Origin of the sequence: Henriciella aquimarina (assembly GCF_002088975.1) — a bacterium.
Lineage (GTDB): Bacteria > Pseudomonadota > Alphaproteobacteria > Caulobacterales > Hyphomonadaceae > Henriciella > Henriciella aquimarina.
The window spans coordinates 1-25,129 of sequence record NZ_NCST01000028.1 but is presented as its reverse complement, the minus strand read 5'-3'; the positions used below and the strand labels follow the sequence as shown (position 1 = coordinate 25,129).

At 60.0% G+C, this 25,129-nt stretch carries 23 protein-coding genes, 2 pseudogenes and 1 other annotated feature; of the genes and pseudogenes, 7 read left to right on the top strand and 18 right to left on the bottom strand.

The features are described 5' to 3' along the window. Positions 1-439, top strand: a pseudogene (locus B8784_RS04515) (IS3 family transposase); the annotation flags it as partial. Beyond that, positions 77-193, top strand: a sequence feature (AL1L pseudoknot). Its footprint overlaps the pseudogene before it by 117 nt. Positions 440-596: 157 nt before the next feature. Here the strand turns inward: B8784_RS04515 and B8784_RS21540 are convergent. The 4 genes from B8784_RS21540 to B8784_RS04495 form a co-directional block, all read right to left on the bottom strand. Next, positions 597-1,754, bottom strand: a complete 1,158-nt coding sequence (locus B8784_RS21540) for a hypothetical protein (protein WP_158085571.1) — start codon at positions 1,752-1,754, stop codon at positions 597-599. Positions 1,755-1,789: 35 nt separating this feature from the next. Further along, the gene (locus B8784_RS04505; RefSeq protein ID WP_143435287.1) at positions 1,790-2,287 is read right to left on the bottom strand and encodes a penta-EF hand family protein; all 498 of its coding nucleotides are present in this window, start codon (positions 2,285-2,287) and stop codon (positions 1,790-1,792) included. Between the two features lie 210 nt (positions 2,288-2,497). Next, a complete protein-coding gene (locus B8784_RS04500; protein WP_143435286.1) occupies positions 2,498-3,253 on the bottom strand; it encodes a Fic family protein in 756 nt (251 codons plus the stop codon). Positions 3,254-3,313: 60 nt separating this feature from the next. Beyond that, positions 3,314-4,558, bottom strand: a complete 1,245-nt coding sequence (locus B8784_RS04495; protein ID WP_143435285.1) for an HlyD family secretion protein — start codon at positions 4,556-4,558, stop codon at positions 3,314-3,316. 154 nt (positions 4,559-4,712) lie between these two features. Here B8784_RS04495 and B8784_RS04490 point away from each other — a divergent pair, with 154 nt between their 5' ends. The 3 genes from B8784_RS04490 (at position 4,713) to B8784_RS04480 (ending at position 8,720) form a co-directional block, all read left to right on the top strand. Continuing rightward, positions 4,713-7,013, top strand: a complete 2,301-nt coding sequence (locus B8784_RS04490; protein WP_143435284.1) for a peptidase domain-containing ABC transporter — start codon at positions 4,713-4,715, stop codon at positions 7,011-7,013. A gap of 81 nt (positions 7,014-7,094) precedes the next feature. Further along, entirely contained in the window at positions 7,095-7,829 is a 735-nt protein-coding gene (locus B8784_RS04485; protein ID WP_084396426.1) for a hypothetical protein, read from the top strand. A gap of 21 nt (positions 7,830-7,850) precedes the next feature. After that, positions 7,851-8,720, top strand: a complete 870-nt coding sequence (locus tag B8784_RS04480) for a hypothetical protein (protein ID WP_084396425.1) — start codon at positions 7,851-7,853, stop codon at positions 8,718-8,720. Between the two features lie 322 nt (positions 8,721-9,042). Here the strand turns inward: B8784_RS04480 and B8784_RS04475 are convergent, their stop codons facing one another. From B8784_RS04475 to B8784_RS04450, 6 genes are all read right to left on the bottom strand, one after another. Next, the gene (locus tag B8784_RS04475) at positions 9,043-9,243 is read right to left on the bottom strand and encodes a hypothetical protein (RefSeq protein ID WP_084396424.1); all 201 of its coding nucleotides are present in this window, start codon (positions 9,241-9,243) and stop codon (positions 9,043-9,045) included. Between the two features lie 92 nt (positions 9,244-9,335). Continuing rightward, positions 9,336-9,653 carry a DUF4326 domain-containing protein gene (locus tag B8784_RS04470; protein ID WP_084396423.1) on the bottom strand — a complete coding sequence of 106 codons (318 nt, stop codon included), beginning with the start codon at positions 9,651-9,653 and terminating at the stop codon, positions 9,336-9,338. 141 nt (positions 9,654-9,794) lie between these two features. After that, the gene (locus B8784_RS04465; protein ID WP_084396422.1) at positions 9,795-10,517 is read right to left on the bottom strand and encodes an AbiV family abortive infection protein; all 723 of its coding nucleotides are present in this window, start codon (positions 10,515-10,517) and stop codon (positions 9,795-9,797) included. Positions 10,518-10,639: 122 nt separating this feature from the next. Then, positions 10,640-11,344 (bottom strand): RES family NAD+ phosphorylase, encoded by a 705-nt coding sequence (locus B8784_RS04460; RefSeq protein ID WP_084396421.1) that lies wholly within the window; start codon positions 11,342-11,344, stop codon positions 10,640-10,642. After that, positions 11,341-11,748, bottom strand: a complete 408-nt coding sequence (locus B8784_RS04455; RefSeq protein ID WP_084396420.1) for an antitoxin Xre/MbcA/ParS toxin-binding domain-containing protein — start codon at positions 11,746-11,748, stop codon at positions 11,341-11,343. Before B8784_RS04455 ends, B8784_RS04460 begins: the two co-directional genes overlap by 4 nt. A 112-nt stretch (positions 11,749-11,860) precedes the next feature. Continuing rightward, complete coding sequence (locus B8784_RS04450; RefSeq protein ID WP_084396419.1) at positions 11,861-12,505, bottom strand: antitoxin of toxin-antitoxin stability system; 645 nt, start codon at positions 12,503-12,505, stop codon at positions 11,861-11,863. 299 nt (positions 12,506-12,804) lie between these two features. Here B8784_RS04450 and B8784_RS21205 point away from each other — a divergent pair, with 299 nt between their 5' ends. Next, positions 12,805-12,987, top strand: a complete 183-nt coding sequence (locus tag B8784_RS21205) for a hypothetical protein (RefSeq protein ID WP_143435283.1) — start codon at positions 12,805-12,807, stop codon at positions 12,985-12,987. Here the strand turns inward: B8784_RS21205 and B8784_RS21840 are convergent. The 3 genes from B8784_RS21840 to B8784_RS21830 all read right to left on the bottom strand — a co-directional run bounded on the left by B8784_RS21840 (position 12,944) and on the right by B8784_RS21830 (position 14,417). After that, complete coding sequence (locus B8784_RS21840; protein WP_407646465.1) at positions 12,944-13,843, bottom strand: site-specific integrase; 900 nt, start codon at positions 13,841-13,843, stop codon at positions 12,944-12,946. The genes B8784_RS21205 and B8784_RS21840 overlap by 44 nt on opposite strands. Before the next feature lie 177 nt (positions 13,844-14,020). Continuing rightward, positions 14,021-14,218 carry a hypothetical protein gene (locus B8784_RS21835; protein WP_233355965.1) on the bottom strand — a complete coding sequence of 66 codons (198 nt, stop codon included), beginning with the start codon at positions 14,216-14,218 and terminating at the stop codon, positions 14,021-14,023. Next, a complete protein-coding gene (locus B8784_RS21830) occupies positions 14,202-14,417 on the bottom strand; it encodes a DUF6538 domain-containing protein (RefSeq protein ID WP_233355964.1) in 216 nt (71 codons plus the stop codon). The genes B8784_RS21835 and B8784_RS21830 overlap by 17 nt, the downstream gene beginning before the upstream one ends. A gap of 466 nt (positions 14,418-14,883) precedes the next feature. Here B8784_RS21830 and B8784_RS04435 point away from each other — a divergent pair, with 466 nt between their 5' ends. Both B8784_RS04435 and B8784_RS04430 read left to right on the top strand, forming a co-directional pair. Then, positions 14,884-15,771 carry a DNA-processing protein DprA gene (locus B8784_RS04435; protein ID WP_084396417.1) on the top strand — a complete coding sequence of 296 codons (888 nt, stop codon included), beginning with the start codon at positions 14,884-14,886 and terminating at the stop codon, positions 15,769-15,771. A 1-nt stretch (position 15,772) separates the two neighbouring features. Then, positions 15,773-16,429: a hypothetical protein gene (locus B8784_RS04430; protein ID WP_084396416.1), complete on the top strand. Its 657-nt coding sequence runs from the start codon at positions 15,773-15,775 to the stop codon at positions 16,427-16,429. Between the two features lie 50 nt (positions 16,430-16,479). Here B8784_RS04430 and B8784_RS04425 read toward each other — a convergent pair whose 3' ends face one another. The 5 genes and pseudogenes from B8784_RS04425 to B8784_RS04400 all read right to left on the bottom strand — a co-directional run. Next, positions 16,480-17,037, bottom strand: a complete 558-nt coding sequence (locus tag B8784_RS04425; RefSeq protein WP_084396415.1) for an SH3 domain-containing protein — start codon at positions 17,035-17,037, stop codon at positions 16,480-16,482. Between the two features lie 134 nt (positions 17,038-17,171). Then, positions 17,172-21,368 (bottom strand): ATP-binding protein, encoded by a 4,197-nt coding sequence (locus B8784_RS04420; RefSeq protein WP_084396414.1) that lies wholly within the window; start codon positions 21,366-21,368, stop codon positions 17,172-17,174. A 5-nt stretch (positions 21,369-21,373) separates the two neighbouring features. Then, positions 21,374-22,816, bottom strand: coding sequence for a type IV secretory system conjugative DNA transfer family protein (locus tag B8784_RS04415; RefSeq protein ID WP_143435282.1), 1,443 nt, complete (start codon positions 22,814-22,816; stop codon positions 21,374-21,376). A 296-nt stretch (positions 22,817-23,112) separates the two neighbouring features. After that, a pseudogene (locus B8784_RS21825) lies at positions 23,113-23,994 on the bottom strand (GSU2403 family nucleotidyltransferase fold protein). Positions 23,995-24,755: 761 nt separating this feature from the next. Further along, positions 24,756-25,129, bottom strand: a 374-nt coding sequence (locus tag B8784_RS04400; RefSeq protein WP_233355963.1) for an integrase core domain-containing protein, incomplete at its 5' end; no start/stop codon positions are given.

Sequence of the window (25,129 nt, the reverse complement as noted above, 5' to 3'; positions counted from 1 at the left end):
AGCGCGAGCGGATCAAGATGCTTGAGCGCGAAGTGAAGGAGCTTCGCCAGGCGAACGAGATTCTCCGGAAGGCGTCGGCATATTTCGCACAGGCGGAGCTCGACCGCCGACCGAAGACATGATCGCATTCATTGACGATCATCGTAATGTTTATGGGGTCGAGCCGATCTGCAGGGTCCTGCCTATTGCCCCATCGACATATCATGAGGCGGATGCGCGGCGGCGTCGCCCCGAACGCAGGCCGCCGCGCGTCCGCCGGGATGAGGCGCTGAAGCCGGAGATCCTTCGTGTCTTCAACGAGAACTTCGCTGTCTATGGCGCCAACAAGGTCTGGCACCAGATGCGGCGGGAAGGCTTTGACGTGGCGCGTTGCACTGTCAGGCGCCTGATGAAGGCCATGGGCCTGCAGGGCATTATCCGCGGCAAGCCGCATCGCACGAAGTATCGGCTTTCCAGTGTCTGAGAGACCCGGATCAAGTCTGGATAAAATTGCACGGATGAGAAGCGACAAAATTCTAACTTGTGATTTTGCAACTCGTCGCCGCCTCAGTGCAGGGGGCCGGATTTGCCGGCTGCGACGCGCCGGTCGCCCGGACTTATTCTCGGTCGTCTCGCTCACGACAAAGGGGGGTTATACCAGTGTCGGAATCGATCAGGAACACATTCTGGTAAGAGGCTGCTGTCTGTCGGACAATCATTCTCTGGCCATTGGCGGAAGCGGATTCCAGAGATACATCCGAGGAAGCGTCCACAAGCACCCGCAAAGGTTCGAGAAGCCAGTTGGCGGTGTGGATTTCACCTTTCACATCGATCCACCAGGCCAGGACGCCGACATTCTTGTCAAACGCAATTTCCGCAAAGCGCCCGGCTGGAACCCGCCGCCAGTAGAGCGGATCATTCGATTGTTCCGTGCGCGCGAATTCATCGATGATCAGGAATCTGTTCTCATCAAGCGGCTCACCGACGACCAGCCTTCCTTTCAATTCCGGCTGTGTCGTAAGCGGCATGGTGACGAGCAACAGTTCAGACCCGGATGGATAGGCCTTGAGATCGTGAAACTCCGACGTCTCGGAGATCGGATCCGTTGCAACTTCGAGGATATTGAGAAGTGACCCGTTCACAAACCGCTTTTCCAATCGAGCGGAGACAAATGGCTCTGACTCGGCCGGCACCCACGACTTCGTGTTGAATGCATCGCCCTTGATCGCGACAAGCTTCCCAGATTCAGGCTCGACATAACTGGCGCGGTCCGGTTGGTGCCTGCAGTTTGACTTCGTCTCGCAAAAATAATCGATCACGGGCAATCGTGCCTGAGCACGCTCTTCCGAGGGACGATCCGGGTCCGCGTCAGTGTTGCCTTCAAGGTGCCCTGCCCGGAAGGGACGCATGCCGCCCGATGCCGCTCTCAAATAGATTTTATTATCGAACGCGACGGGACGGATGATGCTTCGAGATAGCGGATTTTGGGTAAAGACGTCGGTGATGACGATCGATCGGGTCTCCGTAAGCCCCGATGGCTCTACGCCAGCGAACTGAAGTGTCCCAAACGCATTTGAATCGTCCAGCAGGCTGTAAGCGAAAACTGAACGTCCCTCTGCAGAGATGCCAAACCCCATTTGGCTGCACTGTCCGGAAAATGTTGTTTGGGCATATCCGCTACCTGCGAATCCGCAGGAGCAGCATGCAAGCCACGAGAGTGCGCCGACTATGGCGCCCTTGCCGGCGACGCTTGCAGCTGCTCCGCGGTCAGACACGGGTTCTCCTCTATGCGATGTCCATCAGTGAAAGGTTACACCATGCCCGGGTTGTCAGGGAATGGCGTATAGGATTCGTAGAAGTCATTCGCAGTGCTCCCGTCCGCAGGAACCCCATTGTGGTCGGCCCAGGCTTGGTATGCATCAAGCACAGCGCCTTCACCGTAATTGGCATTCTTATACTCTTCCATGGCGAGCTCCCCTGGATCGTGAACGCCATCACCATCCGTATCGAACCAACCATCTTCCTGCGTCCAGCCATTCAAGGCCTGGCCATTCTCGAACTCGGTCACATACATGGCCCCGTTTTCGGTCATGTGATTTGGCGTGCCGGATGTCATGCTATCGCCCTGGGCGAGGATAAGGTGATCGTTCTGCGGATAATCCATTCCATAATTGGACGTAGAACCCCACATATAAGGATCATAACTGGATCCTCCTCCGCTGGGCGGCGTCACAGTTACCGTAGGCAGCGTCATCGTAGGATCACCATTCCCGCCACTGACCGCTTCTATTTCGGGTAGGTCCAACATTCGCATCTCTTGCTCCGATCTTCGGTTTGAATTTAACAATCGAAATCTACCACCGGTAACAAGGCATATTTCGCCCAAAGATGGAACGAAGGACTTGGATATGCTGTGGATAGCGTCGGCGCGACCGGAAGCGACGCTGACGTTCATCGCATGTCGGCGACCAGCGGATACGCCCGGCAAGGATCGCATCTGCCCGTTCGCGACAAACTTCTAGCGGGCGCACCTAAGTGCTGTCGACCTGCATAGTTCGAGCATGGCGGCGAGACCTGCGACATCGCCAATATGATTCCCGCTACGGACAAACGCTCCAATCTCCTGCATGTTGAGAAAAAGTCCGGGCGACAAGAACAGAGCCGGCTTTTCAATAATGCCGAAGTTACGGAGTGCGAGGTTGATCAGAGCCCTCGCTGTTCTTCCGTTTCCATCCGGCAGGGGATGCAACCTGAAAAAGAACACCCAAAGTAGTAGCGCCGAAACGACGGGCCGGGCGCAGCATGGTCTCGCACAAAGAGACGCCAAGAGGGGAACCTGTCGTCGCACTTCGTCGGGTGAGGGGTAGCGTGCGGTGAGCCGTCCCGTAGCAGGATTTACTGATCCGGCATCCCGCTCTCTTAGTTGAACAGGTTCCCCTGACAGCGCCGAAGCGAGTTGCAAGGTGTCCTCCAAGAAGGTTTCCTGATCAAAGGGCCTTTCCCAGACACGCTGAACAGCCCTTACCGCGCAAGGCCGTTGCGTGAGTTCGTGCAGCATGCGCTTGCTGGAGCCGGAGCCGGAACGTTCGGTCCAGTTGCTGCCCACATCCCGGCCAGACAGGATTTGTCTTGCCCATGCTTTTTCGAAGCCAAAGGGCGCGTCACCGCACTGGCTGAGTATCTGGCAAATTTCAGCGTCTTGCTCGCGCAGTCGAGTGCTGGCTTCCAATTCGTCCAGGGAGATCTGTTTGGGCTTACGCTGCAAATCTGTCACGGTCGAGTTCCACGGTGTCGCGCATTTACCTTCGATTGCATGAGAGATGGCGAACGGGCATCAGCTGCCTGACAGGAGCGGATTGAGAAGCCAGTCAAGCAGGCTCCGGTTTTCGAGAACAATGTCAGCGGAAAATTCCATGCCGGGTTGAAGTTGGAACTCTTTGGAGAATGCATTTATCGATTGCTTGTCCAGCTGAATCTCTACCCGGTAAACGGCTTCTCCTGTTTTGCTGTTAATACCGATTTCCTGAGGAAGCTGTGCGGTGTCGGCGATTTGCTTGACTGTGCCGGTCGCGGTGCCAAATTTTTGATAGGGAAATGCATCGTACCGCAGCCTTACCGATTGACCTGATTCCATGAAACCAATTGCCCGGGATGGAAGATAAGCTTCGGCCACCAGACTGGATTTTAGCGGCAAAATGATAGCAAGTGGAAGCCCTGACTGGGCCTGCTCGCCAACATTCGCCGCGAGCGCCGTCACCTTCCCGGAACTGTATGACAGGAGTGTATACCCGGACTCCGACATTGCCAGGATCTCCTCATTGTCTATCTGCGAAAGCCTTTGAGCAATGTCGCTGAGATCTGTCGCAAGCCGCGTCCTGATCTGGCGGATCTCGGTTTCCGCATTGCGTTGATCGGACGCCGCATCGGCGAGAGCTGACCTGCGTTGCAGAAGCGTTTGCCTGAGGGCCGACACCGCTTCAACACGCTCATTATAGACAGGCTCGCTGACGATTCCGCGCCCACGCAGTTCCTCAATATCCAGGACCCGGTCCTCTGCAATGGTGAGACGTTCCTGAACAAGATTTATTTCTTGAAGGATTTCATCCTGCCGGCGTCGGGCATCCTGTTCGGCGGTTGTCGCGGACTGGATCGACAGCTGCGATGATGCCTGAATCGACGTTTCGCGATGCAGGAGGCTTTCCCTTTCGCGGCGCAAGGCCGCTAGTGTTTCTCCGCTCAGGCTCCCACCTGAGCCGAGAAAATGTTCATGCGTGATCTTGAACAGCGGATCGCCAAACGCGACGATCTGTCCGTCGGTTACGTAAACCTCTTGAATGACACCCGGCTTTTGCGGATAGATTTTAGCCTCGGCACCATCGACACGAAGTGCACCGCGAACAGTTTCCTTACGGGCAAAATCGACGTTTACTACGAACACGCCAAGCGCAATCATAAATAGCGCCATGAGCATCGTAATGACGGACCAAGTCGACGGGAGGACGCCTGTTGGACGACCGAACTGCGACGAGGACGCTGCCTGATAGTCGAGCGCTTCCGGCCTGAACAATGTGTCAGTCACTTGCTGGCTCCCCGCATGTTCCCAGGCTCACTATCCTTCCTTTGTTCCATTGTCTCAAGGGGTGACCCCGGCCGTACGGTCCACTTCCGGCCCGCACAGCGAAATGCGGGAGAAACCGCAGGTTTGATCTCTTGTTGAAATTCGAGCGGAAAGGTTGACCGATTGGAGTGAAAGCTTCCTACTAAATCCAGGATTGTCGAGCAACGATCCGCGAGGGCTGAACTGTTGGGAGGGCTGGAAAATCCTAAACCTGTCCGGATTCCGTCGTATGCCAATCATAAGGCAGGCAGAAGCAGCCGAATGCGGCATTGCCTGCCTTGCGATGATTTCGAACGCGCACGGATACAAGATCGACCTAACAAGCTTGCGAAGCCGGTTTCCGGTCTCTATGCGCGGGGCAACACTCAAAGACATCATCGCCGTAGCCTCGCAAATGAATCTTGCCGGCCGGCCGGTACGCTGCGAGCTCGAGGAGCTGATCAAGCTACGCACGCCCGCAATCCTGCATTGGAACATGAATCACTTCGTGGTTCTGAAATCCGCAAGCAAGAAACGGCTGGTCATATATGATCCGGCGCGGGGCAAGATCACCTGTTCGATGGCCGATGCCGCTCGTCACTTTACCGGTGTTGCGCTTGAATTGTCCCCGGGGCCGAGTTTCCAGCGAAAGACGGAGAAAAATCCGGTAAAACTGGCGAGCCTGATCAAGATCGACGGTCAGGGCTGGAAGGCTATTTCGCAGGGCCTCGCTCTTTCGATCTTCCTGCAGGTTTTCGTCCTTCTTGGCCCCTATTACATGCAACTCGTGATCGACGAGGCGATCCTCAAGGGGGACCTTTCCCTGCTCACGGCAATCGCTTGCGGCTTTGCGCTTCTGAAGGTCTTTGAAGCGTTGACAACTGTTATCCGTGGCCTCGTTTTCCAGTTTCTCGCCAACGTGGTCGCGTTCGACATGGAAGCAAGCCTGTTTCGCCACATGCTTCGGCTTCCTCTTTCATTCTTCCATCGCCGGCATATAGGCGACATTCAGCAGAGATTCGGCTCGCTCGCACCAATCCGGGACCTCATTGTGAATGGGGCCATTGCGGCACTCGTCGATGGTGCCTTGTCCATCTTTCTTGGCATCATCATCTTTCTCTACGATCAAACGCTGGGCTTCATCGTTGTCGGGTTCGTTCTCTTTTACGGAGTTCTCCGTTTCGCATTCCTGGAAATTTCGAAACGCCTCTCCGGGGATTTCCTCGTCGCGGACGCGAACGAGAACACCAAATTCCTGGAATCCCTGAGAGCCATGCAGACCTTGAAGGTCGCCGGGATTGAAGACGCACGAGAGACGCTTTGGCGAAACCTGGCGATCGACACGGTCAACGCACAAATCAGGATGGGGAATGTCAACATCGGATACAAGGCGATAAGCCAGACACTCATGTCGTTGTCGAACATCCTGGTGGTTTTCCTGGCAGCTTCAAATACGATTGGCGGGACCATGACGATCGGCATGATCACCGCCTTTGTCGCCTATAAGAGCCAGTTCGAGCAGAAGCTCTTGGCCCTGCTGGAATTTTACGTCCAGTTCAAGCTCCTCGATGTTCATCTCCAGAGGGTCTCCGATATCGCTCTTGCCCGGCCGGAACGGAGTTCGGATACCCAGCCAATGGCCGGTAACTTGTCCGGCCATCTGCAGCTCAGGAATGTGTACTTTCGCTATGCTCCCCATGAGCCCACCATACTGGCCGGCGCAAATCTAACCGTCGAGCCCGGAGAGTTTGTCGCCCTCGCAGCACCATCGGGCACCGGGAAATCAACCCTGCTCCGCCTGATCACGGGTCTTTATGAACCTTCTAATGGCGCAGTGCTGTACGATGGCGTCGAAGCGGGGCGATGGGGCCTTACCAATCTCCGTCAGATGATGGGCGTCGTGCTTCAGGATGATGTGCTTCTTGCCGGTACGATTCTCGAGAATATCTCTCTCTTTGACGAAAAGCCCGATATTGAACGTGCTGTGACTGCGGGGCGCATCGCATGTATTCACGACGAAATCGAGGCCATGCCAATGGGCTATCGCTCACTCGTCGGAGACATGGGCAGCTCGCTCTCTGGCGGTCAACAACAACGGATTGTCCTCGCACGCGCGCTTTATCGCCAGCCGCGCATACTTGTCATGGATGAGGCGACGAGTCAGATCGACGTTGAAACCGAACGCAAAATCAATTCGGAACTCCAGAGGCTAGATATCACGCGGGTGGTCGCGGCGCACAGGACAGAAACCATTGCCGCGGCCGACAGGGTTTGCACCATTGTCAATGGACGCATACGGACGGTTGCGCAGAACAAAGAGCAGCAGGAGCGGTCGGCTTTTCTCGCAAAGGTCACCGGCCGGTTCGACCTCGGCAATGGAAACCTGCGAGATAGGTCCGAGTTTGTGTGCAATCCGCCGAAAATACTCGATAAATAGAACGCTTGGCTTTTCTTAGCGGTTGAGTTCTGCTTTGGTATCTCTTGGTAAGGTTGTCTCAACAATAAAATGGAGAATCAAATGAGAGTGCTCGAGCTTCCTGAAATCAAAACGGTTAGCGGCGGCTTTGATGACCCTACCATGACTTTGCCGACAGTATATGCACAGCCTCCGGCTAGCAGTCCCGACTATGACCCGTGGGCTTGGGGCGTGCCGGACTATGGAGGGATTGGCGGCCCGACGTTTCCAGTTCTGACAGGCGGTGGAGGCGGCGGTGAGTCGCCTGACGATGGTGCAGACGATGACGACGATATGTGCGGGATCGATGCGTCGGAATATCCCGCGGGAGTCGACGCGACCGAGCTCAATCAGCTCGCCTGGGAAGCCTACAGCGATATCGCTGATGCCGTTGGCAACAATAATCAGGAAGGTCTTGTTCCCCTCTACCAGAGCCCGAGTGGGGAACTGGTAGCGGGGGATATGATCATGGGGCAGGTCGCGCCAGCGGGTGAAATTCCATCGGTTCCGGTGACACCCGGCATGCTGACGATTGGAGCGCCAGGTGAACTGGTTGGCCTCGTCCACAACCATCCTAGCGGCGTACCGCTGCCAAGCACTGGCGATGCTTCGTGGTTCGCCGCAGCAGAATCGATCTATTTTCAGGGTATAGACAACAATCTGGTGCTTTTCGTTGGCGCGAATGTCGCGACGGGGACGCCAGACGGCCCCACGACAACGCCGCACCTGACAGCCAATACGGCGGATGGCAGTTCTTCGGAAATAAACGAAGACGGAACGAGCGCGTGTAGCGCATAAGCTCAGTCATGGGAGGCCGGTATGGTCTTGCGCTATTCACATCTGTGTATCGGCCTCCTCTTGGCATTCGGCGCCTGCACAGAGCCAGCCGCGCCTGGTCGCACAGAGATCCCACAGTCTCGGGAAAGCCAGACTGCGCCCAGCCTGGCGAAGCTCGAATTGGACGAAGCGGCGGCGCCGGACAATCCGGCGGTTGGCAAGGAGAAAGCTCTCTTTCTTTCCCCTGAAGTCAGGTTTCATGATCAGCGAATGTTCTATAATGGCGAGCCGTTTGGCCATCTGATGGATGGCTGTTGCGGTGGGCAGTGGCACTTCCCGATCAATAAGCGGTACACGCTTGAATGTGATGATGGCGCGAGACGTGACCTTCGTATCTCATTCATGAAAGAGCCTGTGCCAAGGATGTCGCTTGACGATTATCTTTCTGCATCCAAATCGCTCTCTCTCTTCCTAGACGGGGAAGAGATCGCCGTCTATGCGACGCGCGCCGTTCCGGATGAGGATGGACTGCTTACGAAGGCGGAAGAGACATACGCTCTTGCCGATTTCTTCAAGAATGTTCAGCGGGCTGACATGCATGCTTATCGCTGCACGTCAGCGGCCGTCACAGTCTGGCTGGACGTCGAGAGAGAACTCTCGGTGATGGGAGGATTTTTGGCAGCGGCATCTCGCGAGCAGTTCATTCTGAAACTGGATTCGGGCCGGAGTTTCGCTTGGATAACGGACGCCAATATGCAGACGCCGGAAAGCAGGGTGGCACAAGGAAGGGAATTCCTGTTTGACGGTGCCGCTCCGGAACACTGTCCGGTCGACCGATGGCCGTGCGACGCAGACGAGCGATCATCACTGGAGCGGGCGCATATCACAGAATTTGAAACTCCTTCCCCCTAAGATCGAGCCGACAGCCCTCTTGGGCATCAAGCGTGTTTGAGACTTTTGGATGAGCCGGCGGATGCATTGGGGCTTGCCGCAAGGCTTCGTGCCGCCAGCGACTATCCAGGCGAGAGAACCGATGTTGCATTCCTCAACTCCGGCTGGTGCGAGGGGCCGGAATCTCCTTCGGTCAGCGAGCGCTCAATGCAGGCAACCGCTGCGCTCAATACCGGTGACCCATGCCGTCATACGCGGCGTCGCATGAAGCCCGGTCGATCGCAGTCCTCAAGTTCTCCGTCATTGCATGGCCGACGACGCGTTCGGCCGCATGCGCGCGGGCTTAGGCGGCCTTCCAGTCCCAGGCGCCGGCGGCATCGGAGGCGCCGAAGGCGGCCTCCATGGCCGCCCGCAGCATCGGGGCGTAGATCCTGCGGCCGCTCTCTAGATGGGGCAGAAGCTCGTTTGCGGCGGCGAAGAGCGCGGCCGGGACGTCGCGTCCGGCGGCAAGCGGGCGCGCGGCGGCGGCAGAGATAGAGGTCATGTCGTGGACTTTCAGGAGAGCGAGGGAAGGAAGCGAGCCGGCCGGCGCTCTCTCTTCGACCGTCCCGGCTCAGCCCTTCCCGGACCCTCCTCTCACTCTCTCGCCGCGGCCGCCGTCACGACCCGCCACCAGACGATGCGCGCCTCGCGCGTCGCATTGGCGAGGCGCAGCAAGAGATCGCCATGGCACGGTGCGGGCGCGCAGAAGCAGACGAGGTCGCGGCCGCGCAAATCGTCGAGCGCGCGCAAGAGGCCGTGCTGGCCGGCAAGCCAGGTCTCGTATTTCGCGATGACGGTGGCCCGGTCGCCATCCGGTCCGATGCCGAACGGATTGCCCCATTTGCTGCCGCGGCCGATATAGACCGCGCCCGCCGGTATGCCGGTGATCAGCTTGTACAATACGCTTGCCATGATGCCTGCCTCCGATCCGTTGTGGTCGCCAGACGGGACGGCGCCACCGGATCCGAGGCGTCATCCGGGAGCGTGGTGAAGACGCGAAAGGGCTTCGGGTGGCGGACGAAGACTGCGGGCGACAGCGGTTGAGCGGAGGCTTTACTTCTTCAGGGCCTGCTTGCCCTCTTCGATAAAGCGCGCCAGCAGGTCGTTCATTGTGCGAAGGACGTCCTCCGGCGTCGCATCGCGGAGCTTTTCCATGTCTTCGAGCAAACGGGCGAGCCGCGGTCGCAACATGTCCCCCGAGGCTTGAAGACGCCGCAGCATTTTGAGGCTGTTATGGGCGTAGCCGAGAAACGCCGCATTGCGCTTCGTGATCTCGGCCAGCATCTCTGTCGTGATGCGCTCGTCCGGCGCAGCGAAGGCGCCATCGGCCCAGTCGACATAGAGCGCCGCGTTCTTGGCGGTGTTGGACGTCTCGTGGAACGCCTCCTGGGTTTGCCGGAAGGCCGCCCTCGCGGCATCGAAATCGCCGCGCGCCTTGGCGTCTTTTTCCTCCTGGGACCCTTCCAGCATATAGGCATTCGTCCTGTTCTTCGCCGCGTGACGCCGGAAGGCCGCGAGCACCTTTTCCTGATCGACATCGAAGCCGAGAATGAGGCTCACCGCCCATGCGCCGAGATTGTCGACTTTCGAACACTCCTCGAGCGAGATCTGGTGCAGGCAGAGTGCGCGCGCCACTGCGCCGGCATTCGTGAGAAGCTCGGCCTCGTAAAAGAGGCGCTCTGCATTGTCGAATGTCTTTTCCGCACCGCGGACGAGATCCTCAAGAGAGAGCTGAGCGGTCGCCGTCGTCTTTCCTTTTACGTCTCCTGAAGACATGTGCGTCACCTCGTTTCATGGCGTAGATGGATACGCTTGCGAAGCGTCTGTCGTCATCCAGTCGGGATGCGTAGCAACGCTGTGTCCTGCCCTCTTGGTTGTCGGCCGCAGGTGATGACGCATCAGGTGAGACGCCACACATTGCCGCTGGCTTCGTCGCGGATCATGTCCACGCGGTCGCCATCGAAATGATACGCGAGATGGCGGCCCTGCACCGGCAGACCGACCACATCGGGCCAGAAGGCCGCGACGCATTCTCCGTCCGGATCGCGAACGCTCGGATAGACAATGCCGTCGCTGCCTGCGTCGCGCAGGCGTCGAGCCAGGCGCTGAGAAGCGCTATAGGTGTTGGGATCGAGGCAATCGTCGAACGCATCGGCTCCGCGAAGATCGGAAAACGCTCTATCGATCGCGCAGACGAGTTCGCGCATCTGCGAAAACCAGCCCGCGGCCTCCGCCGTCGCGCTGTAGAAGACGCCCTTGTGATAGGCGGTCTCGGCGACCGCGGTGTCGAACCGCCTGGCGGCGTAATACGCTCCAAACGTGCCATCGTGAAAGCGTCCGGACCAATCGGGGCTGACATGGACAAATGGCGCCATGAGATAGCTGGCGCCTGGCCCGCCTACGCGCCGCTCCGCAGGCACGAGATCAAGCCGGCCCACACTTTCGGCAATGCGAGGGTTTGTCTTGGTCTCGGCAGAGGTCAGGAGGTCCCAGTCTCGCGGATCGGCGATATCCTCGAACAGGTCGACCGGCGGATAGCGTGACGAGATGATGCGCCGTGCGTCTGGCCATGCGACATTCGAGAGCGGCGGTTCGTCCGTCATCCGCGCGCCGCGTCGAGATAATGACGCACACGGAACATGTCGGTCAGATATCCACGCAGCATCAAGTCCAGCGCGCTTCTGCCGTTGAAGGCGGCGTTAGGTTTCTTGATCCAGCGATGCACCCGCTCCTGATCGGTGAACAGCATGCGCAACGCCTTGTGAATCCCCATCAGGACCGACAGACGGGTTTTCTGGTCGACGGTCAGCCGCCCGATCTCGCCGTCCTTCCAGCGCGCATAGGTCCGCGTTGAAAGCCCGCCGAGCAGGGTGCAGGCTTCACGGTCGGTTATGCCCCAGTGGCGAAACAGGTTGATCGCGGCGCGCGCCAGGGCGGCCCCCTCCTCATCGGAGATCATGGGGTCGGCCTCGGCCCCGGGCTGCTTGTCTACAAGGTGAAGCGTCATGTGTAGCTCCATTGTTATCGGGCCCAACATAACCCATTGAGCGCCAAATGGCAACGAATCATTTAAATGTTGCCAAATGGCGGATTTTATTGGGCTCTTACGCGCCTGAGCCTTATCCGAAGCGGCGGCCGGCTTCTGTGAACGTGTAGCCGTTTGCGGCGATCGTCTCGTCGACGACTTCGTCGGAATTCAGATACTCATGCTCGGTCTCGAGCTGGCGGTAGAGCCAGCGGGCGAGATCGCGGAGCGCCTCGACGATGGTCGTCTCGGCGTTTGACGTCATCGCCTGCCCTGACGGGCTGTCGCGTTCGACCGTCACCAACATGGTGTATTCGTGATAGTAGCGGCCAGAATGGCGGATATCGGCGCAAAGCTGGTAGAAATTGCGCCTCTGGACCGCCTGGAGCATGTCGGCGATGGCATGCAGTTTCTCCGCCTTGGGGGCGTAGGTGCGGATCGCCCTGGCCGCCCCTGCTGCATAGGCATAACTGCCCTCGAAACAGGCCCCGTCACCCTGACACCAGAAGCCGGTGAACCAGATGCTGGACACATCGCGCGTCCTGCCGGAATAGAGGCGGACCGCATGCGTCTTCAACCGGATATCGAGCATGTCGCAGATGCGTTCGAAGTCATCGAAGGTCGCGCTGTACCCGTCATAGTCGAAGCCGCCTTCGCGATACCAGTCCCGCGCCTTTTCCCTTACAGAGGGAGAGAGTTCGCTGAGCTGGTAGACGGTGGTTTCGATGATCTCAGGCATGACCCACCTGTACGATTGCGAGCCGCACCGAAAGCCAGGTGTCGCTGCAGGTCCAGTCCACGGTCTCGCCGGTGGCGAGGTCGATGAGATACCGGAACAAGGCGCGCGCGCTTTGTCTCTCTCGCGAAGGCCCGTCACCTGCCAGGGACTGTGGTTGCAGCCTTTTGCACTGGGCTGCACGATTTCGCCGCCGGTGCAACTTTCCGGTAAGGGGCGTTATGTGAGACGATAGCCTCCCTGCTCGGCCGGCCGGCACGCCCGGCAACGGCCTTCGCCACGGAATGACAATGAGCCTGACATTGAAACAGTTTGAGGAAGGAAGGCGCATCGCGGCCTTGGTCGTGCACCATTGCGGCGACAAATACTTCCCCCTTTTCGACCGGTTCGACCGCGAGGTCGAGCAGCGGCTGACGGCCGCTGCCCGACTTGAAGCCGCCCTCAGCCGGCTGCCCGCGCCCCCTGCCGGCCTGCATCCGCAATGAAAGCGCCTTCATCGCCGGCCCAGTCGGGATGCTCTCTGTCGAACAGCTCCATGACCTTCGGGCTGAAGGGGTGGGCGATCTTCAGCAGTTCGTCGCGGCGGTATTCGAGCGAGCCGCCGTCTCCATAGACCGGCCGGGTCGTCTTGTGGCCCATGAGGAGGCAGCGCAGGCCGTAATCGATATTGGCCTCCTGCATGCGCTTCTCGAAGGCGTGCCGGAAGGAATAGATCTTGTGCTCCGGAGTCTCGAGAAGTTTCCGGTTGCGAAAGTTCTTCATCATGTTGGCGGAGAAAAGTTCGCCCTTGTCGTAATAGTGGGGGAAGGCGCGGGGCGCTGCGCGCCTGGCCGCCTCAAGCGCGATCCCGACCAGCGGGATATCGCGTTCGGAGGTGTCGGTCTTGACCTCCCTGTCAGTGCGGGCGCGGATCGAGATATAGGGAACCGCTGCGTCGATGTGGAAGTCTTCGATCCGCAGATTGATGATCTCGCTCGGCCGGCAGCCGGTTTCGATCAGCATCAGCGTGATGAGCTGCAATTCCGGACGCCATTTGCGCGTGGCTCCGGGGGCGAGAGTGCGGGTGCGCACCCAGTCGGCGGAAAAGGGCGGCACCTCGGTCAGCGTCTTCGCCTTGAAGTGCATGTTGCGGAAGGGGTTTGGCCGCTCTTCCTCGCCCATATGTTTGAAATAGTCGCCATAGAGCGAGCGCATATTGCTGATATGGCGGTTGGCGGTATTGGGCGAGACCGGCTTCACCTTGTGATCCTTGGGCTTGATCTGGGCGGCCCAGTGGGCCTGGTATTTCAGGGCAATCTCCCGGGTAATATCGTCGAGGGCGATGTCGCCGGCAAACTCGATGAAATAGTTGAGCGAGGTCTGTTTGTGCTTCTCCCAGGAGGCCCGCTGGTTCGGGGATTTGTAGAGCTGGGCGTTGTAGGCGATGTCGTCGCGATAGACCTCGAAGGCTTCACTGAGGGTGACGGACGGCTTCGACGCGCCTCCGAGCAGGGCTTCTGCGTCGCTCTCTTTCGGGATTTATGCGGGGCCGGCCTTTTTGAACACGGCAAGCAGGCGGGCGAGCGCTTCCTCGATTGGCGTTTCGCTGGCGAGCTGGTCGATCGGCTTGTAGACGAAGCCTGCGGCGAGCGCCTTCGCGGTCGCCGCCTTGTAGCGTTGCTGCACCGCCTGCTGGGCGGCGCGTCCGGCCTGGTCGCCTTCATGGGCGGCGAGCACGAGCGAGGCCCAATAACTGTCGTCGGCGGCGGCGGAGCAGGTCGCGCTTGTAGCGGGCCTGTTCGATCGATGTGGTGGAGAGGGATTGCTTGATGCGCTTGCGCGTATCGAGGTGTTTGAACCGGTTTGGAACGCGGCGATTATACCACCAGACCCGGCCTCTTCTTTCGAGGTATGAATTGTCTTCGACGCGTTTCATAGCGCCGTCCATTGGTCCACAATCTGGTCCCTGTGTGGTCCCCAGATTTCGGCCATTTCCTGCAAAGCCGTGCAAGGCCTTGCGGAATTCTTGTTTATCTTCAACTGTCTACGAGGTTGGCCATTCGAATCGAATGGCGCGGAGTGAAGGGACACCTTCTCCGCGCCGATCAATTCGCAAACAATTTCTCTTGAACGCCACTTTCACTGTTCTTGGAGTGAAGGAAAGACATGATGCGCGGAGAATTCGTCGTCAAAGAACTCAGCCTACGAGTTGCCTTTGCCGTTTTGCATCGGGAGTAAAGCCGCCATTGACAAAAAGAACAAAACCAGAACATTATAACCATCCCCGGCGCGACATGCTGTGGCCGACCCGTGCCCACCTTATCAATCCCTCTTGAAAGGAATCAGCGAAGCGAGGAGGGTCGTTGGCACAAGGGTTTCGCCAGTCAGGAGATTTCTGCTTCATGCTTGCATTGCAGTCAGGTGCATCCAAACCGGCCATTGAACCCGTTTCCCCTTATCTTGAGATGGGCGCCTACGAAGCGCTCTGGCTTGAAAAGGGAGCAAGCTTCAAGTCTATCGCCGACCGGTTCAGGAACGATCCGGAAGCCCTGCCTTCCGACTTCGTTCCGCCGGAAAAGGCTCGCGACTGCGCCAAGCGCGTCATGGAGCGCTATCATGCGGCTGGCATCCGGAAATTCGGCGTCAGAATAAACCATGCCGGGGAATACCCCCCTCGCCTGCGCGAAGCCCGCCATCCGGTCGAACTGCTCTATTATCGCGGCGCCTGGGAGCTTTCCGAAAAGCGTTCGGTGGCCATTGTCGGCAGCCGCGCGGCGAGCGACGCAGGCAAGATGAGAGCGGCCCGCATCGCTCGAATGATGGCAGAGAAAAGCATGGTGGTCGTCTCAGGCCTCGCAGAGGGGATTGATACAGCCGCGCATGAAGCGACCCTTGAAGCAGGCGGACCGACCATCGCAGTCACGGGAACGCCCCTCCACCATGTCTATCCGAAGCAGAACCATCTGCTGCAGGAGCGGATTGCGCGCGATTTCCTGCTGATCAGCCAGGTGCCGGCCTTGCGCTATGACGAGCAGGATTACAGGCGCAACCGCCTGTTCTTTCCCGAGCGCAATGTCACGATGAGCGCGCTGACCGAGGCGACCATCATCGTCGAGGCCGGCGAGACATCCGGGACACTGACGCAAGCGCGCGCCGCCCTCCATCAGGGCCGCAAATTGCTGATCCTGAACTCCTGCTTTGAGGCCGGTCTCAAATGGCCGGAGCGGTTCCTGGCGCAGGGCGCCGTCCGGATCAGGGAGCCTGAAGACATCTGGCAGGCCCTGGACTGAGATGCGCCTTACCGTCCTCGATGAATCCCATGCGGGCGACCACTTTTATATTCGTCCGGAGGACAATTGCGCATTTCTGAGGGAGTATACACGTGGCAGGGGGTTCGAGTTCAGCGCCACCAACAGCCTGATCAGCAACCTCAAAAAGCCGATGGACCGCAAGGGGCGCCCGGAATGGCGCCACAAGGAACGGGCCATCCGGCAGGCTGCGGCCGAGCTGAAGGGCGCGATCCATCCCGACTGGCTGGCGCGGGCTGTGCTCGTGCCAATTCCTCCGTCCAAATCAAAGGATAATCCGCTCCATGATGACCGGGTCCACAAGATCTGCGAGCACGTCGCGCCTGGCGGCGGTGTGCGAGACCTGGTGATCCAGACCCAATCGACCCGGGCATCGCATGAAAGCGATGAGGGGGAACGTGTGACGGTCGAGGAATTGCTGGAGGTCTACCGGATCGATGAAAGCCTTGCCACTCCTGCCCCGCAAACCATTGGCATCGTCGATGATGTCCTGACAGCCGGCACACATTTCCGTGCCATGTCGGACACGCTGTCTCAGCGGTTTCCGGACATCCCCATTTTCGGGCTCTTTATCGCGCGCCGAGTCTTCCCGGATGTGTCCTTCGAAGACTTCGGGTTCGGCCCGCTTGAGGATGAGTAAGGGACCTTTCGAGGGCTGTCCCGGCACTTTGCCGCCTACACTCCCGGCTTTCAACGAGCGGCCTTGAACCGCTCGATCATGGCCGGTGAAACATCGTTGGGATAGCAGAGCGGCGACGCGCCCCCTGGCCTGGAATAGGCCGAACGGCCGCCACACCGGCGCCCGGCCCGGTCGACATTGTAGGGACAGGGACAGGAGCCGCTATATGAGCTCTTGCTCGTGGCGATGAGGATACCGACGACACTGCTTCTGCTCAGGGCCTGGCGTGTCAGCCCGCCCCCGGCCACACAGGCGTCGCTCAGATAGCGCGTGGCGACATAGCCGGTGATGTTGAGCGAAGCGACATTCACACGCGACCAGGCCCCGGACTGGCCATAGGCATAGACAATCTCGCCTTCCGGCAAGGTGGCCAGGATGTCGCCATAGCGGCCGGGAAAGGCACGAAGATTGAGGTCGGTGACCACAAAACGCTTGTTCGCTCTCGGCTGATCGCTCGAACAGTCATGAGGTTCGGCCATGGCAAGCGGGCTCAGCAGGAGGCAGGCAAGTGCCCCCAGGAGGACCTGACTTGTCCGGCGCAACCGTTTGAGACCCTGTGTCCTGACCATCGCGAAACTCTACCCGGGACTCATAAATTCAACCTGACGGAAATATATTGAATTTCCGGGAGTCCGCCGCCCCCTCCGCTCCCTTCCCCCGGCCTTTCGGGTCCGGCATCGATGCGTGAAGGCTTTGCCAGCGATCAGTCCGGAACATCATCACCAAGGCCAACGCGCTCGTCTTCTACCGCGCCGCGCGGCGTCATCGCCGGATCGGCCCCCGAAAAAGCCGTTTCGGCAGGGTCGGATTGCAGGGGATCCGACCAGCCATAGATCGACGCCTCCTCATTGAAGACCTTTCGGAACATCGACAGGAAGGTCCGGTTCTTCTGGTGACTGAAGGGCTCCGGTCCGTCCCACCTGGAGGGGTCGGTTCCGAAATTGCGGTGATGGAAGACCAGTTTCCCTGTGTCATCGCGATCATAGCTGAGATCGCGATAGGCGGCCCGCAGGAAGCGGCGGATTTCCTCTTCGCGCGCCTCGCCGTCGGGCAAGACATCTTCGTCTGTTGCATGGAAATAGGTATGCCGCGTCACCGAGGTCAGCAGCGGCAGCTGCCGTGAGAAGGCGCCACCGGCCGCCAGGACCGCATTGATCCAGGCCTGATCGGTGCGCACGGTGAGCCAGGCATTCGAAGCCCCGCTCCAGGCCACGGGCCGCCGGTTCGAGCCGGTCCTCTGATGGTCCTGAAGATCGTCCCAGCTTGCCGCGATGGGGCAGAAGAGATGCAGGAGCGCACTCGCATATTGCACGCCTCTTGCCGTCACGGGCCAGCTTGCGTCCCCGGTCTCTGCGAGCAGGATTACCGGCAGGTATTTGCCAACCCAACTCTCATAGAGCCGGGTCCGGCGCCTGTCCGGGTCGGCTTCTCCATGGCGCAGCCGGACTTCGAGAAAGAGGTCGGGTGGAAGCAGCGGATCGCCTATCCCGATCTGGAGGCTGGAATTGGGCAATGACAGCCTGACGCGGGAGGTCTGCGCCGTGCCTGAACCGTCAGGGGGCTCGATCGCATCGATACGCGCAATGGCAAGCCTGCCCGCCCGCGCGTCCTCTGGCGTCGGGTTGAGCGTCGACAGGAGGGCGAGAAGAGTCTGGGCGAAGTCGGGATCGGTATATCGGTTTCCCGCCCCGTCGGACGCGCCACCGGAAACGGCATAATCGCGGCCCGTAAAACGCTCGAGCGCTTCCGCCAGCGCGTCACCGGGGGCCACACCGGAACAGGCCGGATGATCCTGCCAATGGGCCACGACCGCCTCGGCATAGAGACGCCTGGCTTGCGAGCGCAGCCGGGCAATGTCCGGGATGGTGCCGTATGGGTCCTGTTCGGCATCCACAAAGGTCTGGGCCAGCAGGGAGGCGAGCGCCCGGAAGGCAGGCCGCCAGTCTCCCCCTGTCTCGAGCCTCTCATCCAGGCACGTCCGGACAAGGCCGAGCCGCGTTTCAAGCCCCTTGCGGTAGGCCTCGCCTTCATGGGCAAGCAGCATCCGCGACAGGGGCTCAAGCGCCTCTTCCCGGCCAATGCCCGCCACCGAGGCGCGCCATTCGTCGAGCTCGGCGCGGTCGGGCATGCCGCCAATATCGGCCAGGGTCCCGGCGAGAGCGAGCAGATCGTCTGGCAGCGTGCTCGGAACCGGCGTAAACCCGTCCTGCCGGCACCGGAGCAGGTCCCGTGTCCAGTACAGGCAGGCGCGAAGCTGAAACCAGGTCAGCCGCCAGAGCGTGTCTGGCGCCTGCGTGCCCGCCTTGATCTCCTCGATCCGGTTGATCGTACTCCCGATGAATCGGTTGAAGGTGGCAAGCCATGCCGTCTCGTCATGCGGATCGTTGCCATTGGCTTCACGCGAGGCAAGAGAGCTCGCCATCTTGCGCAGGATTTCAGCATAGGCGGTCTTTCCGTCCTCGCTCAGCGCGCCAAGCGCGATTGCCCTGAACCGCTCGAAGGCCTCGACCGTCTGCGTGTGCGAGCGCAGCTTGCGCTGCGCATAGACCGCACGCATGGCGTCGAGAAGCTGCTCCTCTTGGGACCCGGCCTCATTGAGGGTCCGCAGATGCGAAAGGATCGTGTCCAGCCGGGTTTTCTGCGTCTCATCCAGCTGTGCAAGATCGGCAAACCCTTCCAGCCGGCTGATGGCTGCCCTTGCCCTGTGCCGGAGGCGCACCGGCACGCCCGGGAAACCGGTCGCGCCAGCCCCGTCTTTCTCGATGAGCTGGCCGAGATAACTCTCCAGCAATTCGAAGACGGCCGCGCGTATGTCTCTCTGGCCCAGCAAACCATATCCCCGCGCCGGATGGCTCGGCGCGGCCAGGAGCAGGCAGACACCGGCGGCCTGTTCGAGGATCTGCCTTTCCAGGCTTTCGCCTGCCGGCTCGCCGCCCGCGCAGGATTGCCGGACCCAGTCGAGGAGGGCCGGCGCTCTCTGCTCGATGCCGGGAAAGGTCTTCTGCTGATGATAGGCCTCCTGGTCGGCTGCCGCGGCAAGACAGGACAGGGCCATTCCAGCAACGGCCAGGGTTTCCGGGCCGGCGTTTGCCGGAATTCCGCCTTGGTCGAGACCGAGTTCATTGCAGCAAGCGGCAAATTTCCCGGCGAGCATGGTCCATGTATGGCCGGCCCGGCAATTGGCGCCGCCGACAGTGATCAGCGCCGCTATCCCGGGCCTGACACGCATGCGCGCCACGCCATCATGAGAGCCTATCACCGTGTAAAACAGGCTCGTCCGCCCGATGAGCGCATCGAAAGGAAGAAGCCCCTCTTCGTCGAACGGCCAATCGGCTCGCGACAGGCCATGCTCGAAGACAGCCAGAAAGCAGGCTGTGTGATAGGCTTGCCGGCTATCAAAGGCGTCCTCGAGAAATTGCCGGCGACGGGTCTCCAGCGTGCTTCGCACATTCGGCAGGATGTCCTGGCGAGGCGTTGCACCGGCGAGCGGACTGGCCAGAAACACGGCAAGCCTGTCACGCACCTCGATAGCCTCCGACTGCGGATTGACCTCGGCATCCGCAGCGGTGCCGAAAGCGAGGAGTGACAGCACGTCCCGCGCCAGGCGCGCCGTATCCGCCTCGTCGCCGGAGCCAGCCGGCCTGTTCAGACCATAGCCGGATGGATGGGCTGAAGGGCTTCCATCCCGTCCGGCCTCCTCCTTCGGAGGGGAGACAAGGCGGGCGACGCCGTCGAGGAGGGTCCCCTCCGAAACCTTCAGATCGATATCCTTGCCGTTCAGGCCGGTCATGGCTGCGGAGACCAGCTGGATGGCTTCACCGGGCTCGAGATTCGTGACGCTCAGGCTCTGAAAGGTCTGATCTTCTCCGGAATCCAACAGACGCGTTTCGCCGCGCCGGGGCCGGAATTTCGAGGCGACGACAACCCGGACCCTGTCCTTCAGGGGTGTCGTTGCGCCAGAGCGTCCAGCCGGATTGCCGAGCCGTTCCACCCCCTGCCAGAAGGCCCGGCGCGCCCGCGGATTTTCTGTAAAGCTGTGCACATCGAAGAGGAAGATGGCGCCTCTCCAGCGCCGCTGTCTAGACAACCAGCGATCGAGGTCGGACAGGAAAACCTCGGTCAGTTTCGCATCGGGAAGACGCGGCCGGCCGGCCGGGCCCTGCTCCTTGCTGGCATCGTGGAAGTCCGTCGGCTTCATGCCGAGCTTGCGGTAACGCGGACCGGCAACAAGGATCCGCCAGAGCCAGGTCTTGATCTGCGGAAGGGCGAAGAGGGGCAAAAGCACTGTCGCGGCGAGGAAGCCGATGCGCAGGGGCAGTGAAAGGCTGAGCCCCACCACATCCTCAAGCAGGTCCGGCAGAACCGAAAGGGTTCCGAGCAGGAGGGCTGCCAGGATCACGATCATGCCGGGTATGCCTGGCCTGCGGGCCCGGCGCTCGCCTGTATCGTCGGTGCTGATACAATGATCGTGAAAGTCCGCGAAGGCCGGCATCGCTCGGCTCCGCTCCGGATTGTCCGGCCGGTCGACCCGGTTGATCTGGAGGCGCAGCTTATGCAGACAGGTCGCCCATCGGAACGGGTCCTGCTCCGCTCGCCCGATCAGCGTCTCCGGCGCGCCGCCCTCCGCGGTCTCCTCTCCAGAGGAATCGAATTCGAGCTGAAGTTTCAGCCAGCGCCCGGCCTGTTTTCCGGGCGGCTGGTCACACGGGGACGCCAGCGTCTCGGTGAGCACCGACTTGCCCGAGCCGCCATGGCCAAACAGGAGAAGGACATTGGGCTCGTCCGGTCTGCCCCGGTCGAGGAAATCAAAAAGCCGCTCACGATACGATTTTCTGTCGACGCGGACATGCCGGTCCAGCCAGTCTGAAAATCTTGCGGCGGTCCACGGCCCCTGCCCCATTCCGGTTACTCCCCTGTCGGCTTGTCCACGCCCGCTCCGCGCCCCGATGGGCCGGCGGCGGGCACGTCCTTCTGTCCCGCGCCGGACAGTGTTCTCTGAAAGCGCCGGCGGGGGCGCACGGCGGTGATTTCGGTATCGACATCACGCGTATGGAACGGATTGGGCTCGGCGCGGCCTGCCAGGCAGGGGTCGGTGAGGTAGTTGGGCCGCTGCGCGATGGCCGGTTCGTCGCCAGCAATCATGAGCAGCAATTCGTCCGCATCGAGCCCCAGAAGCTCATTCGTATCGGGATAGCCGATCCGGTCCGCCAATATCCGGGTCATGTGAAGATTGGTAAAACCGAAGGCCTGGATGACACGGCAATTGTTGAGCATGGTCTCCCATGCGTCCGGATAAAGCTGGCTCAACTGGCTGAGGTCCTGCCAGAAACTCCAGGTCTGCAGGCCATACCCGCGAAGGAGCGTGATCGCCTGGCGCAATTGCCGGAGCGGGCCGAGCTGGGCGGCCTCATCGAGCATGAACAGCGTATTGAGGGGCGGCGGGTGGCGCCGGCGCAAAAGCAGGACCATCAGGGCCCCGACCCAGAGCCTCAGGACCTGCCGATGGCTGTCGAGCTTGTCGGGCGGGATCACGAGATAGATGGACAGGCTTTCCCCGCGCGTGACATCCTCGACCGGAAAGCTGCTTTGCGCCATGGCCTGTCCGACCAGCGGGCCGCGCATGAATTCCATCTGCTGCTGGGCGGTCGACAGGATGGAGGCTCGAACCCGGCTCTCGGCCGTGTCGAGAATGCTCGCCATCATCCTGACCTCGTCGAGCCTGGATTTTCGCATCTCCTTTGCCGTGAAATCGATGTCCTCGGTCTTCTGATTGACCAGATAGCGAACCTCCGAGAGGGTTTTCAGAACGGGAGGACGCGCACTCGACACATGCAGGAGCAGGCCCGTGATCAGCTGGCGTGCCCGGTTCTCCCAGAAAGGGTCCTGACGATTTGCCGGAGGAGCGATCATTTCGGCCAGGATGGCCGCCTCGTCGACAGCGCCTGGCGAGGCCGGATCGATCAGGTCGAGGGGGTTGAAGGTGTCGGGCGTCTCCGTGTCGGTGATCCGGAAGGGATCGAGCAGGACGACACGCTGGCCCATTTCGCGTCGCCGCCGCGCGGTCACGGCATAGTTCTCGCCCTTCGGATCGATGACGATCACCGATCCGGGATGGCGCAGCAGGGTCGGAATAATGGCGCTCACACCCTTGCCGGCCCCGGTTGGCGCAATGGTCAGAAGGTGCCCCCCGCCCTTGTAGACGATCGGTTCCAGGAAGCCCGTCGCCGCGTTCTCGCTTTCGTTTCCGAAGGCAAATCCGACGACCGGCCTGTGACGTTCATGTTCGAGACTGTAGCCGACGAGAAAACCATCCTCAGGCACGGTCTCCGGCAATTTCAGATCTGGCATCGCCCCCGCTTTCCGAATGCGGCCCAACAGGCTTGCCTCTTGCGCCGCAACTCGTCCCGATCCCCCTCAAACGCCATATGGCGAAGGACTGGATATTTCGTCAGACTGTGCATGAAGGGGCGTGTACCGGACCGGCTATAAGATCAGAAAACGTCGGGAAAACCCAGTCTAGGCAAGCCAGTACGCGCCGGTCAAGCAAAGTCCGGAAGAAACCTCCCGCCTCAGGAACAAGCGTCGGCAAGCTTCACGACAGGGAGGCGAACACCGAGCCTGTTCAGGCTCGCGGTTCGCCTCCTTTAAAGCGTGCTCGTTTTCCATCCTTCGCAGTAGCCAGCAAGAGCCTCCGGCAAGGAGGCTTCGAAGGCCTCGTCAATTGGATATTGCGGCATCGCTTCCCGCACAACGTTCAACAGGGCAATGCCCTGCTTGCGATCCTTGGGCCGTTTCAACGGATCGCGCTTGTCCTTTTCGGACATCCATAGCTTGTGCAAGGCGAACCAGCGCGGATCCGGCGCGACGATACGAGCTGGCGTTCCGTTCCGGCAGCCCACGACCTGATCGACAGGTCTGCCGAGCAGCAACCATTCCTGCTGGGGGAGTGGGACCGGATGGAGTTTGTCAGTCTTGCTCATTGTCTACTCTAGGGACGGCGCAACAAGAAGCTCGACCTCATAGGCCGTGGCATTGCGAGCCTGGAATGTCCGCTCTGTGTTCACTGTAAAGGTTGGATCGACGGCTTTCAGGATCTGCCAAACCGTCTCCGAAGCGTCGTCTGCATCTCTGGCTGACCATGCGAGATCAAAGTCCTCGGTTTCATCGGGAGCGCCAATGATCTGGCCAGCGGCCTCGATCGAATAGGCGACCATCGCATTCGTGCCGACCACGAGCAAATGGCTTCCGAGAAGTTTGCGCCTATCTGCCTCTCTCAGGATCGGCCCGGCATCACTCGACAACAGAGGCAATCGGAGCGCCCGATACAGCCGCGAACTCTCTTCACGCACAGCCCGTGACCCGTCCCGCTGGGTTTTCGCCCCGGATTTCTGCTCATGATAGGAATCAAACCGCGCTTCAAGCTCGTCATTCCAGCGTCCGAGGCTTTTGCCATTTCCCCGCCGGTCAAAAATCTCGTAGAGATAATCCTTGCCTGACACCGTCTTGCGCCTGAGATCGTAGGGCATGGCAAAAAGCTTGCGCTCCGCCTCGATCCAGACCTCGTATCGCTGGCGCAGATTGATCAGCGTTCGAAGCTGCTCATCACTGAAGGGTCGAAGAGGATTCAAGGCATATTATCCCACATCCTCAATATTCTTATATACGCAGGATAATTTCTTTATTTTCAATATAATACAGAAACAAGTTGCTCTGCCATCCTGATGCACAAGCTGCTGATGCCGAAATTGAGCCGGACAGAGTTCGAGCTGTTCGTGCGCGACATGTTTCCAAATCGGCCCCGCGCTGACCCGAAAAGTGGTCGTCGAGCGGTGTGAGCGCGTTAGCAACGAATTCGGAGCTGCCGCTCTGCCATGATGAATCGGCGGGCGGCCAGGGCGATACGAGCGGCTCGATAGCTAAACCGTTGCCGCTCGCGCAAAAAGCCCCCCACTCTATTGGCCAGAAGGTGCAACTCCGTTCTGGGTGGCATAAGCATCGCACTGAACCGGTTTCAATCAATCGTCAGTCGCAAGAAACGAGATTGAAACAGCCCTCAGGCGGAAGGGACTGTCCACTATCAGTATGATGCGGACGCCCGCTTGGGGCGCAAAAGGGGACATAAGGATTCTTCGGACTTATGTAGCAACCGCACCAACTCTTTGACTGACACTTTTCCGTTTTTGGTTATCTTTGCCAGGAATGGAGGATTGGAATGGATGAAAGCAAATTTGAAGCTATGCGGATTGCGATTTTGCAGCTGGTGACCCAGCCCCGTGATCCGGGCCGTTCATTCGGAGAGTCTGTTCGCCTTTCTTTCTGTTGTTGATGGCGTGGTCAAGGCCCGGGGAGTGGAGCTTCCCCGCGGCTCAAGCGAGCCGGGCCTTCGGCGGCGCAGCCGCCGTTCGTAGGTTACGGGGCTGAGGCCGCCGAGTGATGTGTGTGGCCGGACCGTGTTGTAGTCTATCCGCCAGGCTTCGATGATGCGCCGGGCGTCACCGAGACTGTCGAAGAGATGCTCGTTCAGGCACTCGTCGCGCAGCCGGCCGTTGAAGCTCTCGACGAAGGCGTTCTGTGTCGGCTTTCCCGGCGCGATGTAGTGCCACTCAATGCCGGCCTCGCGCACCCATTTCAGGATCGCATGACTGGTCAGCTCCGTGCCAT

Bases quoted from the DNA above. Each gene is read 5' to 3' on its own strand.
- B8784_RS04465 (WP_084396422.1), bottom strand. From the start codon at position 10,517: ATGTCTTCAGGAGACGTAAAAGGAAAGACGACGGCGACCGCTCAGCTC.
- B8784_RS04420 (WP_084396414.1), bottom strand. From the start codon at position 21,368: ATGGGGCAGGGGCCGTGGACCGCCGCAAGATTTTCAGACTGGCTGGAC.
- B8784_RS04460 (WP_084396421.1), bottom strand. From the start codon at position 11,344: ATGACGGACGAACCGCCGCTCTCGAATGTCGCATGGCCAGACGCACGG.
- B8784_RS04425 (WP_084396415.1), bottom strand. From the start codon at position 17,037: ATGGTCAGGACACAGGGTCTCAAACGGTTGCGCCGGACAAGTCAGGTC.
- B8784_RS04415 (WP_143435282.1), bottom strand. From the start codon at position 22,816: ATGCCAGATCTGAAATTGCCGGAGACCGTGCCTGAGGATGGTTTTCTC.
- B8784_RS04470 (WP_084396423.1), bottom strand. From the start codon at position 9,653: ATGGCAAGCGTATTGTACAAGCTGATCACCGGCATACCGGCGGGCGCG.
- B8784_RS04430 (WP_084396416.1), top strand. From the start codon at position 15,773: ATGCGCCTTACCGTCCTCGATGAATCCCATGCGGGCGACCACTTTTAT.
- B8784_RS04455 (WP_084396420.1), bottom strand. From the start codon at position 11,748: ATGACGCTTCACCTTGTAGACAAGCAGCCCGGGGCCGAGGCCGACCCC.
- B8784_RS04475 (WP_084396424.1), bottom strand. From the start codon at position 9,243: ATGACCTCTATCTCTGCCGCCGCCGCGCGCCCGCTTGCCGCCGGACGC.
- B8784_RS04480 (WP_084396425.1), top strand. From the start codon at position 7,851: ATGGTCTTGCGCTATTCACATCTGTGTATCGGCCTCCTCTTGGCATTC.
- B8784_RS04485 (WP_084396426.1), top strand. From the start codon at position 7,095: ATGAGAGTGCTCGAGCTTCCTGAAATCAAAACGGTTAGCGGCGGCTTT.
- B8784_RS04450 (WP_084396419.1), bottom strand. From the start codon at position 12,505: ATGCCTGAGATCATCGAAACCACCGTCTACCAGCTCAGCGAACTCTCT.
- B8784_RS04435 (WP_084396417.1), top strand. From the start codon at position 14,884: ATGCTTGCATTGCAGTCAGGTGCATCCAAACCGGCCATTGAACCCGTT.
- B8784_RS21830 (WP_233355964.1), bottom strand. From the start codon at position 14,417: ATGAAACGCGTCGAAGACAATTCATACCTCGAAAGAAGAGGCCGGGTC.
- B8784_RS04505 (WP_143435287.1), bottom strand. From the start codon at position 2,287: ATGTTGGACCTACCCGAAATAGAAGCGGTCAGTGGCGGGAATGGTGAT.